The organism is Shewanella sp. HL-SH2 (assembly GCF_051164935.1).
In the GTDB taxonomy this organism is placed as follows: Bacteria; Pseudomonadota; Gammaproteobacteria; order Enterobacterales; family Shewanellaceae; genus Shewanella; species Shewanella glacialimarina.
The window spans coordinates 3,512,118-3,527,954 of the sequence record NZ_CP195035.1; the positions used below are offsets into that span (position 1 = coordinate 3,512,118).

A 15,837-nucleotide genomic window follows, 5' to 3' on the forward strand; every position below is an offset into this window, starting at 1 on the left:
TATGAGTCTAAAAAAATCACATAAGAGTTATCCGCAGGTATTTAAAGATGAAGCCGTCTTGATGGTGCTAGAGCAAGGTTATAGCGTTGCTGATGCAGCAAAGTCTCTTGGGGTTAGCACTAGCCTGCTTTACAACTGGAAGGAAAAACACCAAGCCCTGCAACAAGGTATCACCTTAGAAGAATCTGAGCGTGATGAGTTGAAACGATTGCGTAGAGAAAACAAAGAATTACGCATGGAGAAAGAAATACTAAAAAAGGCAAGCGCCTTCTTTGCGAGAGAAATGAAGTAAAATTTCGCTTCATCAAACAGCAATCTAACCGGTTCCCTATCGCACTCTTATGCCGAGTAATGAGTGTCAGTAAGTCAGGCTATTACGATTGGCATAAACGCCCAGCAAACGTGATAAGCCTTGAAACACTGAAGCTTTATCGCCTTGTTAGACAGCTATTTAAGCAAAGTCGAGGCAGCTTAGGAAATCGTGAAATGGTGAAGAAATTGCGCAAGGAAGGCTACCAGGTTGGTCGCTATCTCGTTCGTAAAATTATGCACCGCCTTCGACTCAAAGCTACCCAGCGACGAGCTTACAAGGTGACTACACAGCGCAAACATTCAGATGCAGTGGCTGATAACCTGTTAAACATGAACTTTAACCCAGTATCGGCTAATGAGGTTTGGGCGGGTGACGTGACCTATTGTGTGCCCGGAGTTCAGCACTAGCATGGAATGCTTTAATGAACCACGAGTCTATCTGAAATACATGAACACTACGGCAGGAGCTACATTGTTTATGGCACTATCTGGTTGTGCAGATAGTTGAGTCTGAGCGGCAGTGACTTATCGTATGCTGATAAGGTGATGTAACTCGCTGACAACGGGGAGTGAGGCGAATTCGTTAAGCCAAGATGCTCCTCTAGACTAAGTATTGGACGGATGAAGAACATGAACCGATTAACCCGCATCTATGGGCTGAAACGTCGCCATTGCCTACACGAATTAATAGGTAATATGGTGCTGCAATAGTGCTAAATGTATGGGCACTATTGCCGAGTTAATGAGTAATAAATATGTACTTATTAATGGATAAACGTTAAATCACAATTCTGCGTTTAAGCATCATCACCTTACAGTACGATAAGGTCAAAGACTGCGATCGGCATCCACCCCAATATGGTTGAGTTCAGGTAGGTAAACCGGGGAAGGTTTGTTTTGAATGCTAAGGGAGTATGACCCCGATGACAAACAAGCTGGCGGAGCGTTCGTAGTAGTCTGAGATGGGGAAAGCCCATTACATGGCGAAGGGACGCAGTTTAATTGATTTGCGTGAGCAAATTATCTGACCTTAATGAGGTGAATACCTTTGATAATCAGCGAAATGCAACGCAAATTAGCAACATGGACAGCAACCGATAAAGCGCACCGCGTTAATCGACTGTTGCGCCTTATCAGTCATCCGCATTGGCTTAGCCAAGCGGCACAAGTAACGCTTTCTTCAAAAGGTGCTAAAACGCCTGGTGTTGATGGGTTAACGAAGATTCATTTACAGATGAATTTGGTAGGTTACCTTGATGAGATCAGAGATGATTTATTGTCAGGTAACTATCAACCGAAACCTGCTAGAAGAATTTATATCCCCAAGGCCAATGGAAAGCAACGCCCCTTAGGCATACCAACGCTTAGAGACAGAATAGTACAACGTGCCATGCTCATGGCCATGGAACCAATATGGGAAAATGATTTTCATTCATTATCCTACGGTTTCAGACCCGAGCGTAGCGTCCATCACGCCATTAGAACAGTTAAGCTACAAATGACTGAATCCAAGGAGCCTAGAGGCCGCTGGGTAGTTGAAGGTGACTTATCAAGTTATTTTGATACAGTTCACCATCGATTATTGATGAAATGTGTACGTAAACGAATCAATTGTCGTCGATTTAATGAATTGCTTTGGCGCTTTATTAAAGCCGGACATATTGAACGTAACCTATTTTGTGCAACAAGCGAAGGCGTACCACAAGGTGGTGTAATTTCTCCGTTATTGTCAAACATAATGCTTAATGAGTTCGATCAATATTTGGATAAATGTTACTTGAGCAAGAAAGCCCGTAAAGACCGCTGGTACTGGAACCACAGTATCAAAATCAAGCGAAAACCTGCGGTTGAGGAAAACAGACAATGGAAACCTGCCGTTGCTTATTGCCGTTATGCTGATGACTTTCTAGTGATTGTCAAAGGCAATAAACAACAAGCAGAGGCAATTCGGGACCAATGTCGACACTTCCTAGAAGGTAAGCTGCAACTCACGTTAAATATGGATAAAACTCATATTACACATGTGAATGACGGTTTTATATTTCTCGGACATAGGATCATTCGAAAGCGTGGACCTAAGGGAAATATGCGAGTGGTGTCTGGTATTCCAAACGGTAAAGCCAAAGCATTTTCTCATTCATTGAGTCAGGCTTTATCAGGGGATCATAGCTGTAGCAAGATAGACAAAGTGGAACAACTCAATCGCAAACTTAAGGGTTGGGCACAATTTTATCGACATACTGATTACACCGCAAAAGTTTACAGCAAAATTGATCGTATTATTTTCTGGAAACTCGCTAAGTGGTTGGCTAGGAAATATCGTTGTTCTATTAAATCGTTAATGATGAAATGGATCAAACGTCCGACACCAAATCAGGCAACGACATGGGTGTTATTTGGTAAAAGCAATCGTGGAAATTTATGTGGCGCGTCACTATTTAGATTAGTGAGTAGCCCTAAATTACCCTTTAGATGGCGATCACCAGAAGCAAACCCCTACCTCAGAGATGAAATTAGAAATACTGTCACGTCTCGCTATAGCGATGTTGCCATGGCTGTTAGCCACAATTAAGCGGAGAGCCGTATGCGCTGAAAGGTGCACGTACGGTTCGGAGAGGAGAAGCAGAGAAATAGTTCGACTACGCTCTGCCTCTTACTCTACTAAAGACAGGTGAAGGCTGGATGTATTTAGCAGTGGTAATGGATTTATATTCACGCCGGATTGTTGGGTGGCACATAGACAAACGCATGACTACAGATTTGGTATCCAAGGCATTAATGAAAGCCTACAACCTGCGCCAACCGGCCAGAGGGCTGGTATTTCACAGTGACCGAGGCTCACAGTATACCAGTAAGCAATTCGGTAGGCTGCTATCGAGCTATGGTATCCGAGCCAGTATGGGTGATGTGGGTGCGTGTTGGGATAACGCAGTCGTTGAGCGTTTCTTTGGCAGCTTGAAACACGATTGGATTTTTAACGTTGCTCAACCAACAAGGGAGTTTATGAAGCAAGATGTGACTGCTTACATGAAATATTACAACTTGGAGCGACTTCATTCTGCTAATGGTGATCTGTCACCGGTAGAGTTTGAAAATTCTCAACTAAAAGTGTCCAGTTTGGCTTGACCAGTACAGGGTAAGTATTAGATTCTCTTGGACTGTGAGTTCCTTGAACATTTTTTTCTTGTTCATGGGTATCACTAGCCCCTTCATCTTCATGTTTCTTTGAGCCATTACCCGTAGATTTTTCTTCGTTTTTCTCGCCATTTGAAGTTGATTTTTTAAGCGCTTTCATCGCTTTATTATATTGCATCTCCTCAACTGTTTTACGGAAGGAATACATGTCTCCCATGAACTCGTTTGTGGCCCAAGCAGATGCATTACCACCTCGAACAGCACTATACCCGGTCGGATCTGTCCCTCTCATCGGGTTATTCAAAATATACGAATACGGATTAGCGCTCTGGCTATTCTCTGGGAACTGTAAAAACGGGTCAACACTTAAAAAACGGCCGATGTTGAAATCATAAATCCGCCCGTTCATGTGAATGAGCTCTTGATCAATCAAATGCTCATGGTCGGTGTAGCCCTTAGTGACACCTTGCCAATTAGTACCAGATAATAATGTATTACCAGATGCGATGTCCCTTGGACGACCAAATACATCATAACCACGGTGCTGCAGTACAGCTCCGGTTTTGGCATCCATCAAGGTATCGACACTGCCTAAGTGGTCGCGCAGTACATGCTGGAACGGTGATTGATTATCTAAGCTGCCCACATGGGCTTTCATCTTAATAGTGTGGTCACCAATGTAGGTTTTATCTACCGTACTGCTTAGGGTCACTTCACGCTCAAAACTGCCCACATAATACGTGGTCGATACCACACTACCGTTTTGCTGCTTAACCTGTTTATAGCGGTTACCATTCGCATCGTAACTGAATATACTTTTTACATTATTGCTGTCTACCGTTAACGGCTTGTTTTGGTCGTTATAGCTTAACGTTACGCCATCACCGGTGAGCCGGTTACCGTTATTGTCATAGGTGAAGCTTGGGTGCGATTGCGCTCAGCTGTGTTTGGCTTTTGGGGTTCAAAGGGGCTCCCCTTGCCCGAGTTTATCTCCCATCTTTTTGGAACAAAAAGTGGGAGATAAACGTACCGGGTTTCGCTGTAATCCTCTTTTCAAGAGGATTGGTTTTTGCTTCGCAGTCATCGACTGCAGGTCTATTTTTTCGCACTCTATTAGTGCGGTTTTTAAACAAATTAAGCCATTTAAAAACGGATAAAACTACATTATGAAAGTAGATGTCTGAGTTCACAACATCATAAAATTCAATCGCATCCAGCTGAACCTCAAACCTTGTCATCTACAGCATTTTCTGGATAGGATGCAATAAAAAACCGCCACATTTGACGGTTAACAATTTAGTGTCCAGTTCGATATGAGCAATGTCGTAGAGTGAAAATCATTATCTTAGTTACAACTTTAGATTATCTTCAGCATCATAATTTCTATCCATATCTTCCTTATCTAGTGTTTTCACCACTGATTCATCTTTTAGTTCAATTGCTAATTTCTTAAATGCAGGCTTTAAAATGTCAGGAAGATAATTGGAAAATCGATACAAGATTGGACTTAAGTATTTTTCAGCAAGTTCGATTCTTTTCGAACTTGTAAAAAAGTCCCTGAAAGCCATGCTGCGAAGCATTTCATAGATAACCTTCGCAACATTTTCTTCTCGCCCTTCAATTTCCGATAACACCTTATTATTTTGTATAATTGTTGATTCTTGTTCTACTATTATTTGTTTATTTTCGTGTACTAGGTTAACCACATTGATGTGTTCTGTTTGTGTTTTTTTAAGTAGCCTATCAGAATAAGTCTGTTCTATTTTTGTTTTTTCGAGCAACTTATCTGCAGACAACTGTTCTGCTTTTGTAGATTCGAGTTTAATTTTTGCTTTTTCAGCCTCTTCAAGTACTCGCATTGCATGTTGATAATCGCGGCTGGATTTTGCTTGTCGGCTTTGATTTTTTCTTTTAGCTAAATCTTCTGGAGTGAGAGCGGTCTGATCAGCGAATACCGCATTTAACCCCCTTGAATTAAATAAGTGTTTATTTATATATTCATAGAACATTCGTTGCATATGATATGTGATCGCACTACTTTGTTTTCGCGTTAATTTCCCTGACTCATCCATACATAATTGAGAAAGATCTTTTTCTCGTAAATAATTGTTTATGCATTTTATTTGCGCAATTCGTAAATCGTAGCATCCTGTAACTCTATTTTGGCCAGATATAAACCCATGCACATGACCTACAATGTCTTCACTGGCTAATCTTTCATCATTGTGTAGTACCAGTAATTCTATTGGATAGTAGGGGTAAAATTCGGTTAAGTACCCCTTTAAAGCCTGCATCATCTCTTGATTACTGACAGCCTCTAATCCAATTTCATTTATGAGCGGTATCTTAAATAAAACCTCTTGAAAATGAATGGAATTACGCGTTTTTGGCAAATGAACCTGACGATTATGTGACTCTACGTAATTGAAAAGCTGTTGTATTCGCTGTTTTTTTCTCGTCATTTCAAACTTATCAAACTGATTTAGAATTTCTTGTGCATCAATGTAAGCCGTTGAAGCTAAAACTTTGCTAACAAAACTACAGGCATCCTCAGGCAGAGCTTTAGATTTTATCCAGTCATTCAATTTACTCTTGGATTTAGTTTTTATAATTCTACAATCAGCAACTCCACGACCTTTTTCCGGGCCCATTATAGAATCCTTTACACCATGTCGCTCTAAGCTAGTAACACTATTTAGCGGGACAATTCCATCTGGCAATTCAATGAGATTAAAGTGTGATAAATCTTCATTCCACTCGGGTTTGAAATTCGTCTCTGAACGAGATATTTTTTCCAACTTATTTAAATGTAAAACGTTTTTTTTGGGCTGTGTGATTCTCAATGTATGAGCAAGTGTGGTATTTGCGATAGCTCTACCATTTTTATTGTGCAAGCAATTGAATATTGAGAAAAAGGTTGTAATATTTTTCATAACCATTTACCCGCCAACACTATGACTTAAAAGCATTTTTAGATGCTGTGTGATTAAGTGAGGGTGACTGAGGAGCAGTTGCGATATTTGCTGCTCAGTTAGCTGGATATCAGCGTTTGAAACAGTATTTGAAGTCGTTGTTAAATCTGATGTGTTTTCAACGACGGCTATAGATTCATCGAGTTGTTTAGGTGTAAAAATGCCACTGAATTGTTGTTCAACTTTATTAACAAAGTCGGGTGCATCTGCACACATCCACCTGGCATAATGAATATCAATCATCGCAGTGCTTTCGTGCCCCATTTGCCTTGCCAGCCATTCTTTTGAGATGCCTGATGTCAGCGCTTGGCTTGCAAAAGTGTGTCTAAGTTGCCCTGCGCCGCGGTGCTTAACTTCTGCAGTTGCTAAGAAAGGTGTGAAAAATGTTTTATTGAATTGTTTCGCACTAATAAAAGGCTGATTTGTCTGAGTGTTGTAGAAAACCAGTGATAAATTTTCTATTTTTTTCGTTTTATTGTCGCGTTGAAGCACTGAGATTTTTCTAGCTTTTCGATGTCCAGTTATCAGTTTTTGTTGTGTTAATATACTGATAGCAGAAGCACATAACTCAACTGTGCGTTGAGAACCTGGGGTTTTTGGAGTTTTATATTGTTTATCAACTAACGCAATTTTGACTTTGAGTTTTGCATTAATAAAGTCAATATCTTCCCATGATATAGCTAAGAGCTCACTTATTCGAAGTCCAGTGAGCACGCCAAATTGAAAAGCGTTTTTTCCAGATGAACACAGTACTTTAGTTTGTGCTAACGCTGTTAATTCTGTTCGAGTGAAAGGATTTGGCTCAGAGTGACACACTTTGAGATTTTGAACCCCATCCATCGGGTTCCGTGTTATCACTCCATCACGAAATGCATTATTGAAAATAGCACGCAGAATAATATAAAATTCGTTTATCGATTTGTTTGCATAGCTTTTATGCAACTTTTGACGCAGCTGAATGATGTCACTATGAGTGACAGAATCAATATAACGTTGTCCGATCAACTTAATGATTTTTGAGGCTTTGCAACGCTCAGAACGCAATGTTGAAGGTGCTACTTCGTGTACTCTTGACGATAAATATTGCTTAACATAATTGGAGACTGTTAAATCTTTCATTGCTTAACCCACGCAGGTCTTTGCCTGCTTTTTCTTAAGCGCAGATTAACAGATATTGAAACATACACAATACAAAAATTACTATTAAATCGTTATATTTCAGATAATTATACACTCTTAATATTTAAAAAAGTCAATATTACAACGTTTGGGTCATGATAAAACGTTACATAATCACAGTGTTAAATATCATAGCGAACACTTTTAAAATGAGTAAAATTATCATCAACAATTTAGATTGTTGAGTACATTATTTTTTGAATATATTGAAAAATAGGCTGAGGGTTAGGAGGTATTAACGGTTCGTCATGACACAGTAATGTTACCGACATTGTTGCGCTGTCATACCATGCATTAATTTAGTTAACCTGGCAGTAATCATTTCAATACTAAAAAAGTATCGCTAAATGAAATTGTATATTGATGGGCAAAAATAATATTTGGCGGTTGTAACCACTTTAGCCGTTTATCTTGTGCTTAAGTGGTCTTTGCCAGTCAGAATGATACTTAACTAGCATTAATACTCGCCATACGGCAAATGATTGTCATGGAGTTGTGTCTAAATCGCGCTTCGATAAGATTATTCTCATAACTGCATTAAGTAGCATGTCATCTCCTCTAACGTTAAATAAACCCTCACTTTACTCGGCAATCTTATGTCTTAACGTTATTCATTTTCGAGTGAAAGTTCTTTTTCATCGGGGATTAAATCATGCACTGAGCATTCAAGAATAGCAGCAATAACAAACACTTTCTCTAAGCTAATGCTTTTCTCACCGCGCTCTACGATGCCGATATAATTAAGACTAAAGCCACATTGTTGAGACAAGTCTTTTTGAAGTAGTCCTTTTTCTTTTCTTTTTTCTTCGAGTTTTCTTCCAAACTCAATCGCAATCTTTTTTTCATTCTTATCTTGTAGATCAGAACAAAACACACTATAGTGTGTTTTGTGGTAATTAATCACTTAGCTAATATCAGTTTGCCGCTGCCACATTAGCTAAACTCCCGCCCACTGATGTTCGCATCAGTGGGTTCATTTACTCACAACTCGAATCCATCAAAGATGAAACAAATTGATTTTATAGCGATTATTAATAAACATTGCCCCGTTGTTTTTCAAACGGAGTTTTTATTACAAGCACTTATTGTTACCGCTAAAGCTAACTGCTATGAAGACATCGCCATTCTTCGAAAGTGTATGTATAACCACTTATCTAGATTAGAAAAACAATATCTTGTTAAACGGCTTTCCCCTAAAGGAAGCCGGAATGCCCATTATGAACAACTTTTTAGCCTAAAAAGCCCCATTCAAGTGTTCATCAAAAGACATGACAACACTCAAGATAAGCATTGTCATAATCAGAGCCTGCTGAAAAGCCACTATAGTGTACTTCAACAACATATCAAGCAGTTAACACATAAACTCGATGCGTTTAAATTACTTAATGATAAGTTTGACTCATACAGCCCCATAATTAATCGCAAGCTCAAGCTGTTGGATGCTGAGCTGTATCTTAAAAGTATTGAGTTCAATGCGGTTAATGAGTTGATGGATGAGATCAAAAAAAGCCATGTTACGTAAAAGGTGTTGTCGATTTTAATCTAGTGTAGTGACCGACGAATACTGCCACTACACAGCCAAAAGGTGGCACAACTAAGCAAATATTTTTTCAAGAAGGTTAGTACAAAGGCTTCTTGAATAGGTTATCAAAGTTTTCTGCTTCAATGATTTGAGCAACTAATGGGTCAAACATCAAAACAGGCCCTAAGAATTTATCGCGAATGTGTGTTAAAGGGCGTGGTGACTTACACCTCAATATGAAAATCTAAAACAGACTGTAAAATTTATACAAAATAGTTAACGCACTTAGCTGTGAGTTTGATGAAATTCTACCTGCTAGGCTCAAATATAAAATAAAACTAGATTAGTGCTTATATTTAAATTGGGCCTAATTAATTTACATTTACAGCAGCACTTTAGTAATTAAAATCATTAACTTATTAGCTAAGGTTATAATGGAACTGATAAGAAAAGGTTCCAAAGCCATATTGTTTAATCAAATCTGCAACACTGGGCAAATGAGTTTGCAATACATATGCTGCTCGCAAGCGTTTATCATCCATTATGCAAGTTTCATTCATACCCTCGCATTCAATCAATGCGCTTTTCATTTCTTCAAACGAGTAAAATCCTAACCCCGTTGAAAAATAAGGCCCAGCAAACTCGTTAATTTGAGTCTTTGTACCGGATGCTATTACATACGTAACACCTTCTCCAGTAGCAAAATACTCACAAATACCAACGTATTTAGTATCCATAGAACTACTGTTTAAATCAGTTGTCATGAAGTTAAGCTTCCTATAATTAATTCAGCGCATTGGTCGTGATTTCAAGTTGATGAGCCATTAAACAATGAGCTAGTTATGTGCTCATTAAACTTGAAAATGGACATTTCCGAGTTAGACTTTTAGCTCGAATTAGTAAGTTTCGAATTAAAATTTCTCTGGGATCACATCTGAAGTGAGGCGGCCGATGTGATTAGACCAGAACAAGTTCCTAAGCTATATCGTAATCCTAAAACTCACAGAGTAAGTCTTAAAAAGCAACATGCAAACCGAATAGGGTTATCCCGTGGAGATAAAACTGCTCGGTTTGCATGTTGTTTTGCAGTTTAAAATAATCTTATTTGAAAATAGCGTCCATTTGCAATTTAAGCAGTTTAAATTTATTAATGGCAATCAAAAATCTTCTCTCCCTGATAATTTACCTTTCCTGACTCAAAGAGATACATTCGTTCTCTTGCTATTCCACAAGTATCCACATTGATAACACCCTTACCAATACTAGGTTTATCGATAAAATACGCAGCTCCATGAGGGTCGCGAAGCTGATAAATATTGAACCCCCCATCTAAAATACCACTGCAAGATAAAATGCCTTTGTAGTCATCCTTTTTTTTGTCAAAAGAGCCTGTATCACCATGAGAGAAAAAGATATCCACAAATTTACCTTTATCAACATACACAACAAAAACTCGGTCAATATCTTCAATATCTTGTCCGTCATCGCCACTGGTACTATATGCATTCAAGCAAGAAGCGATTAGTGGCGGAAATGGATCTAAAAATGGCCTAGCCCTCTGGTCCGCACAACCAAGTTGAAACATAAGAATAATTATTAATAAAATAAAACGCATAGTTACAATACCTTACTGGGTTCAGTTCTATATGGACTATCAAAGCAAGTTACTGCAGTACAGCTTCCTATAAAAATTTTACCGCCAATTTGCGTTCCTAGATACAATATTACGTTCCTGTTTCTCGAATCATTTAACCAGCCAACATCTCCTGTACCACCACTTTCAGAATCATGGCTATTTGAAAATTCAAAAAATGCATTTGGATGCGTATGGTATCCATCCAAACCAAAAGTTATATAGACTGAGGTTGTAGTGGCATCAATAGCTTTCAGAGCTTTTTGATATGAAAAAATAATAAAAATTTTATTCTCAACAGCACTCTACTTCCTTAAAAAAGAGTCCTGAAATACTATTTTTTTTAACTATTGAATATAAGCTATTTTCTGCATCTGTAGTGTAATAAAAAAGACCCGTTTCACGAACTCTAAATAGGTTCGGGTTAGTTATACCACTCTTATTAAATACCATGCGCTTAAACTTACGAATCCTATCAGGTCGACCATTACGCATATTTCTTTCACTAAGATCTTCATTCAAAGCGCTATCAAACCCTAAAACATTAAATGCAAGCCATTTTTCGCCGTCATTATTACATTCTAGAAGCTCAATGTTCTTTCCAAAATCATTAAGGAATAAGTGCGAATACATTGGAGAAACAACAAAGGTAGAGGCTCCTAAGCCAGCTATGTCTGGTACTTTAAGCTTCTGCTTGTTCGAAGGTTCAACTTGCCAAACAACATTGAGTAATCCCCAAAATTCTTTCATTGAAATATTACCGTTAAATGAAAGCAATCTATTTTCAGTCAATTGCAAAACATGTTCAAATGCGGATTCACTCAGAAGCATAAATTCATCAGGGTCAAGATATACGCTAAATACCTTATTAAACTTTGAAGTCATTAGTTATTATTACCCTGCTGCAGTTAAAGATGAATTAATCGGAAATACACCAATCTTGAGGTCTTCTGCTACATCACGTAACGTTTCAATAATCCCACGATGGCCTAAACCTTCGGCTATAGTATCTTCAAGTAGGTATTCAACATTCAGATAGTATTCAGATAGTATTTACCGGAGTGTATCTTTGAGTGAGGATAAGCATCAGGCATTGAGTCCATTGGGACATGCTTTTGAAATCTAGGAAGGTAAACACCATTGGCTTCGTGATCTATATCTATACCAAAAGCGGCTAATCTTAATCTAGACCTAGCGGCACGCATATCACTCCAGGATACAATATGATGAGCTGCAGTATTTTCAGGCTTCTTTCCACGATTAGCTGCAGACATATTCTCGGCTAATTTAGTAGAGTGCATCTTCATGTGTTCCCAACGCACTCGACGAGATAACAGCAGGTCTGCTTGTGGAATAATGCCTTCTTTATATTTTACCGAGTCAATAATTTCACCGCGATAATAAATACTCAGAGATTCTGCATGAGCTTTTGCGAGGGTACGGTTACCTGTTATTCGAGTTAAATCATCCTCAATATCAGTGACCGATACTTCATATATTTTTTGTTGATTGCTCATTTATCTAAGTTCCTTTTAGATTTTAAAAAATTATTATTACAAATAGCAAGATTACATACAAGTTTCATATGGATACTGATATAGCGTAATAACATGTATAAGTAAGTCAATTGGTGTAATTAATGTTTTAACTCACTAACTTATTTTTGGACAGAAACGTTTTAGAGTTTTAGCCTACTGCCATTAGGAAAAGTATTACTATGATAGTCGTTAACGCCACGTTAGCGGGCTTTGACACTGCGCCAATTTGAACCTAATACATAAAAAATATAAAGGTAAATTAGAGGCCAAATAACCGCAATAACAATTGAAAGTAATTTACTTATATTTTTGAAGCAATGAATAATCGAACATACCCAAAGATAAAATGTTGAAGTGAACGACAGATACAAAAAGGCTAATTCCAAGAAATGCATTTCCTCTCCGTCGAGACCTGAATCAATTACTCGAGGATCTCCGATATAATTTAATAAGCCTAAATATGCCCAAATTGAAGGACTCAGGGCTAAAATTATTATTAGTGACTTAGAATTCAAGAACAGCTTCATAATGCTCGCTAACGCTCCTCTAATAAGTTAACCATGTGCTGCGGGCGATTTGCTCAGCAAATGGCATGACAGCCTTGGTACATCTTAATTCAGAGGCTTGTTATACTCCGCTATTGATAAAGGCAAAGCGTCCAGTAACCCGCTGCCCTCTCTTTTTACCACACCAGAATGCATATAAGGGATATATACCCGCAGACCCCAATAGCGAAAAGATGAACCCTAAAAAGCCGTATACTGCGGAAGAAAATAAAAACATCGATGATTCAACTTCTGATGAGGCTGCTACCGTGGTAACAACTAGATGCATTGCTACACCAGAAGTAATCGCAACACCAAAGCAAATCCATATCGCAACAGCCATAAAGGAATAGAAGTCCAATTGCATTCTGGCTTCCTGGCTGTATTGCTCATTCACATCCATTGTTACTCAACACTCCATTGGTGGGGTATAACGCTTATTGAACGGCTCGCCAAATAAAGTCGGGCGCTTAAGTTATTCATTAATATCATCCTACATTTGCTATGTCGTTGATGTAAAGCGATAAGTTATTCGTAAAGCCAAAAACAAACCGAGATAGCCAAAATAAAGTATTCATAAAATCGCTATAGAAACTTATTTACTACAATATCAATCAGTTAAGTTTAATCTCATAATTTATACTTACTATCTTAGACTTACTTATCGGGTTGTTTGATATAAGTTAAGCCAAAACGTATTATAACTGTATATAAAACCAGCTCATTAGATTATGCAATCTAGGCAGTAAATAGTGGTCTCTGTAGAAGATTCATATCAATTAGCTTTTATATGGAAAACGAAGGTAAGCACTGTTAAATAGAGCTTTGGTTCTAACAAACCTTGGGGCAACTGTGAGTTACATTGGGAAGTGTTCATTTTCATATGTTTCAACTAATGAAATCCATTTTTCGAGCTCAGAACCTTCCGCGGTATTAGGTATTGCATCAAACAATCCTTCAATTTTCTTTAATGCTGCACGATACTCATCATCAGAACTCAGGGGCGTATCTTCGCAATCCGTGACAATCTCATTTCCAACAGAAGGAGAATCAAGCCATTCAGCTAAGTCATCAGGTATTGGTGCCGTTACGTCACATTTTGAGAGCAATATATTGAGTTTAGTATTCTTCATTATCAATTCTTCTCTTTGAATCGTCACCGTTACAGCAGCCACTCTGTAGTATGACTGAAATTGGGTCTAATTTATCCTGACACTTTGGGGGCATAAACGTTTTAGCAGGTTTAATGCAGAATCCCTATATCTTTAAAAAATAAAGGTCTAGCTAAAACTACTTACTCACTCTTTAACACAAATTTTTTTACTCTCAGTGAGAGCAAAAAGGTTTGTTTCGCACTACCCTGTAGCTGATGATATCTGGGTTACAGAGCATTTAAGACAATTTAATAAATAAGCAATGTTTGAAACATTTGTTTGATTAAACTGTTATATTTCGCACTCACTGACTGCGAGCCATTTTCAACAGCCTAATTATTCGCTCTCTGCTGTAGCGAAATAATTACAGCTTTGGCAGTGTTTGTGCCTCAACTGACACTGTTACTGCCAATCGAGACAGATTGTTAATTTAGGTTTAAAGTTTATTTATTAACCACACCCGATCATCAAATTTGATATTCAATTCTCTCAATATCCTTAAGCAATGCTGCAACGTTTATATCTTTGCCGTAACGACTGAAAGTGATGTTGGGATTAGCGTGACCGACGATTTGAGCAACGATGTGCTCGCTGATATCCAGTTGCTTCATTTCATCGATAAACGTGTGTCTGAAGCCGTATGCTGTTGGACGCTTATTTGCTTGCATACCTATTTCGTTTTGAAGCTTTGCCAGCTGTTTGCAGTAGTTTTTTGACCAGTCTTCGTTTATACCAACGGGTTTATAATCAAACAGCTGGGTATGTGTTGATTTTCGCTGAGTAACGAATGCCATAAAGCCTTGTTCAAGTAATGCGTTATGAATTGGCACATAGCGCTTGGCATTGAGGTTCTTTAATCGTTGTAAAGCGCCACTGTCATCAACGCTAATGCAGTGTATGCCGTCGATTAGCTTGATATCGGCTGGTTTGAGCTGGCAGGCTTCTGAGGGCCTTAAACCACCATAAAGCATCAAACGGGTGACCCACTTGAAATCGATTGTTGAAGCCTTGAATGATGAGCTGCGAAGTAGGCGTTTAAGTTCAATGTGCGTCCAGCGGTCTCTAGCTTGATTCGGTTTAGCTTTTGGTTTTTGACCTACAGTAACGCTTTCAAAGGGGTTGTGGTTGCAATAGTTCATTAGTTGGCACCATTTAAAGAACTGCAATACAGCAGCTAAGTACTCTTTATTGCTTTTGTAGCTTCGGCCTTGAATCAGTAAAGCATCTCGATAGGTCATCGCATCAGCGCTGGTGATATCGTGCACACATTTGCTCTCAGCGTTAGTTTTGGATCTTGATTTATCTTTTGATGATACGGTATCAATAAAATGCCTAGTACGCTGCTCAAGTTGCTTGATAGAGAGCGGTCTGATGGCTGATTTTTGTTTTGAAATAATAAATGCGCTTAATGCTTCATTTAACGCTAAGACAGGCATTGCTTGAGCCACAGTGGTGGTTTCACGATATTCCGACAACTTAGTGTCTCTAATGGGGATAGCATGAGGTTTCGGCGTGATGTTGAACGTAATATCAGAATCATCAGCATCAAACTGAGCTCTAAGATGGTTAATCACTTCATCGACGTAGCGAATAAAGTCATTAATACGGGTTTTATGGTCAATAGACTTGATGATTTTTTTGAGTGTTCCGGCAACATCAATGTTACGGATGACCGCTTCTGCTCTGTCACGAGTCAGTAAGGAGACTTTTACGTCAAAGGGGTAGCCCTTGTCGCGTAAATATTTGGATAAACAGATACGTGTGAAGTATACGTTGTTGGGTGCTCGATAAAGATACATTGTCTGAGTCAATCCTTATGGAGAGCCCCTCAAACGCCAGAAACAAAA

At 38.6% G+C, this 15,837-nt stretch carries 13 protein-coding genes and 2 pseudogenes; 4 read left to right on the forward strand and 11 right to left on the reverse strand.

The genetic code is table 11. The features are described from left to right. Nucleotide 1: 1 nt before the first annotated feature. The 3 genes and pseudogenes from ACRWP9_RS15275 to ACRWP9_RS15285 form a co-directional block, all read left to right on the forward strand. Nucleotides 2-708: pseudogene (locus ACRWP9_RS15275) on the forward strand (IS3 family transposase); the annotation flags it as partial. Between the two features lie 667 nt (nt 709-1,375). Continuing rightward, nucleotides 1,376-2,884, forward strand: coding sequence for a group II intron reverse transcriptase/maturase (ltrA, locus tag ACRWP9_RS15280; protein ID WP_434926711.1), 1,509 nt, complete (start codon nt 1,376-1,378; stop codon nt 2,882-2,884). A gap of 80 nt (nt 2,885-2,964) precedes the next feature. Continuing rightward, nucleotides 2,965-3,438: pseudogene (locus tag ACRWP9_RS15285) on the forward strand (IS3 family transposase); the annotation flags it as partial. Here the strand turns inward: ACRWP9_RS15285 and ACRWP9_RS15290 are convergent. The 4 genes from ACRWP9_RS15290 to ACRWP9_RS15305 all read right to left on the reverse strand — a co-directional run bounded on the left by ACRWP9_RS15290 (nt 3,374) and on the right by ACRWP9_RS15305 (nt 8,472). Further along, nucleotides 3,374-4,201 carry an RHS repeat domain-containing protein gene (locus ACRWP9_RS15290; protein ID WP_434926712.1) on the reverse strand — a complete coding sequence of 276 codons (828 nt, stop codon included), beginning with the start codon at nt 4,199-4,201 and terminating at the stop codon, nt 3,374-3,376. The pseudogene ACRWP9_RS15285 and the gene ACRWP9_RS15290 sit on opposite strands and share 65 nt — an antisense overlap. 595 nt (nt 4,202-4,796) lie before the next feature. Further along, nucleotides 4,797-6,380, reverse strand: coding sequence for a hypothetical protein (locus ACRWP9_RS15295; protein ID WP_434926713.1), 1,584 nt, complete (start codon nt 6,378-6,380; stop codon nt 4,797-4,799). Nucleotides 6,381-6,386: 6 nt separating this feature from the next. Beyond that, nucleotides 6,387-7,538 carry a tyrosine-type recombinase/integrase gene (locus tag ACRWP9_RS15300; protein ID WP_434926714.1) on the reverse strand — a complete coding sequence of 384 codons (1,152 nt, stop codon included), beginning with the start codon at nt 7,536-7,538 and terminating at the stop codon, nt 6,387-6,389. Nucleotides 7,539-8,205: 667 nt separating this feature from the next. Next, nucleotides 8,206-8,472 carry a helix-turn-helix domain-containing protein gene (locus tag ACRWP9_RS15305; protein WP_434926715.1) on the reverse strand — a complete coding sequence of 89 codons (267 nt, stop codon included), beginning with the start codon at nt 8,470-8,472 and terminating at the stop codon, nt 8,206-8,208. 129 nt (nt 8,473-8,601) lie between these two features. Between ACRWP9_RS15305 and ACRWP9_RS15310 the strand changes: the two genes are divergently transcribed. Then, nucleotides 8,602-9,120, forward strand: coding sequence for a hypothetical protein (locus ACRWP9_RS15310; RefSeq protein ID WP_182742552.1), 519 nt, complete (start codon nt 8,602-8,604; stop codon nt 9,118-9,120). Nucleotides 9,121-9,539: 419 nt separating this feature from the next. Here ACRWP9_RS15310 and ACRWP9_RS15315 read toward each other — a convergent pair whose 3' ends face one another. The 7 genes from ACRWP9_RS15315 to ACRWP9_RS15345 all read right to left on the reverse strand — a co-directional run bounded on the left by ACRWP9_RS15315 (nt 9,540) and on the right by ACRWP9_RS15345 (nt 15,789). Continuing rightward, nucleotides 9,540-9,884, reverse strand: coding sequence for a hypothetical protein (locus ACRWP9_RS15315; RefSeq protein ID WP_434926335.1), 345 nt, complete (start codon nt 9,882-9,884; stop codon nt 9,540-9,542). Nucleotides 9,885-10,267: 383 nt separating this feature from the next. Next, nucleotides 10,268-10,735 (reverse strand): hypothetical protein, encoded by a 468-nt coding sequence (locus tag ACRWP9_RS15320; protein WP_434926716.1) that lies wholly within the window; start codon nt 10,733-10,735, stop codon nt 10,268-10,270. A gap of 312 nt (nt 10,736-11,047) precedes the next feature. Further along, nucleotides 11,048-11,638 carry a hypothetical protein gene (locus ACRWP9_RS15325; protein ID WP_434926717.1) on the reverse strand — a complete coding sequence of 197 codons (591 nt, stop codon included), beginning with the start codon at nt 11,636-11,638 and terminating at the stop codon, nt 11,048-11,050. A gap of 146 nt (nt 11,639-11,784) precedes the next feature. Continuing rightward, on the reverse strand, nt 11,785-12,270 hold the full coding sequence (locus ACRWP9_RS15330; RefSeq protein ID WP_434926718.1) for an AHH domain-containing protein: 486 nt from the start codon (nt 12,268-12,270) through the stop codon (nt 11,785-11,787). Nucleotides 12,271-12,918: 648 nt separating this feature from the next. Continuing rightward, the gene (locus ACRWP9_RS15335) at nt 12,919-13,239 is read right to left on the reverse strand and encodes a hypothetical protein (protein WP_434926719.1); all 321 of its coding nucleotides are present in this window, start codon (nt 13,237-13,239) and stop codon (nt 12,919-12,921) included. Nucleotides 13,240-13,693: 454 nt separating this feature from the next. Continuing rightward, nucleotides 13,694-13,969 carry a transcriptional regulator gene (locus ACRWP9_RS15340; RefSeq protein WP_182743084.1) on the reverse strand — a complete coding sequence of 92 codons (276 nt, stop codon included), beginning with the start codon at nt 13,967-13,969 and terminating at the stop codon, nt 13,694-13,696. A 488-nt stretch (nt 13,970-14,457) separates the two neighbouring features. Continuing rightward, a complete protein-coding gene (locus ACRWP9_RS15345; protein ID WP_434926720.1) occupies nt 14,458-15,789 on the reverse strand; it encodes a tyrosine-type recombinase/integrase in 1,332 nt (443 codons plus the stop codon). Nucleotides 15,790-15,837 lie beyond the last annotated feature (48 nt).

Bases quoted from the DNA above. Each gene is read 5' to 3' on its own strand.
- ltrA (WP_434926711.1), top strand. From the start codon at position 1,376: ATGCAACGCAAATTAGCAACATGGACAGCAACCGATAAAGCGCACCGC.
- ACRWP9_RS15295 (WP_434926713.1), bottom strand. From the start codon at position 6,380: ATGAAAAATATTACAACCTTTTTCTCAATATTCAATTGCTTGCACAAT.
- ACRWP9_RS15300 (WP_434926714.1), bottom strand. From the start codon at position 7,538: ATGAAAGATTTAACAGTCTCCAATTATGTTAAGCAATATTTATCGTCA.
- ACRWP9_RS15310 (WP_182742552.1), top strand. From the start codon at position 8,602: ATGAAACAAATTGATTTTATAGCGATTATTAATAAACATTGCCCCGTT.
- ACRWP9_RS15315 (WP_434926335.1), bottom strand. From the start codon at position 9,884: ATGACAACTGATTTAAACAGTAGTTCTATGGATACTAAATACGTTGGT.
- ACRWP9_RS15320 (WP_434926716.1), bottom strand. From the start codon at position 10,735: ATGCGTTTTATTTTATTAATAATTATTCTTATGTTTCAACTTGGTTGT.
- ACRWP9_RS15325 (WP_434926717.1), bottom strand. From the start codon at position 11,638: ATGACTTCAAAGTTTAATAAGGTATTTAGCGTATATCTTGACCCTGAT.
- ACRWP9_RS15330 (WP_434926718.1), bottom strand. From the start codon at position 12,270: ATGAGCAATCAACAAAAAATATATGAAGTATCGGTCACTGATATTGAG.
- ACRWP9_RS15335 (WP_434926719.1), bottom strand. From the start codon at position 13,239: ATGGATGTGAATGAGCAATACAGCCAGGAAGCCAGAATGCAATTGGAC.
- ACRWP9_RS15340 (WP_182743084.1), bottom strand. From the start codon at position 13,969: ATGAAGAATACTAAACTCAATATATTGCTCTCAAAATGTGACGTAACG.
- ACRWP9_RS15345 (WP_434926720.1), bottom strand. From the start codon at position 15,789: ATGTATCTTTATCGAGCACCCAACAACGTATACTTCACACGTATCTGT.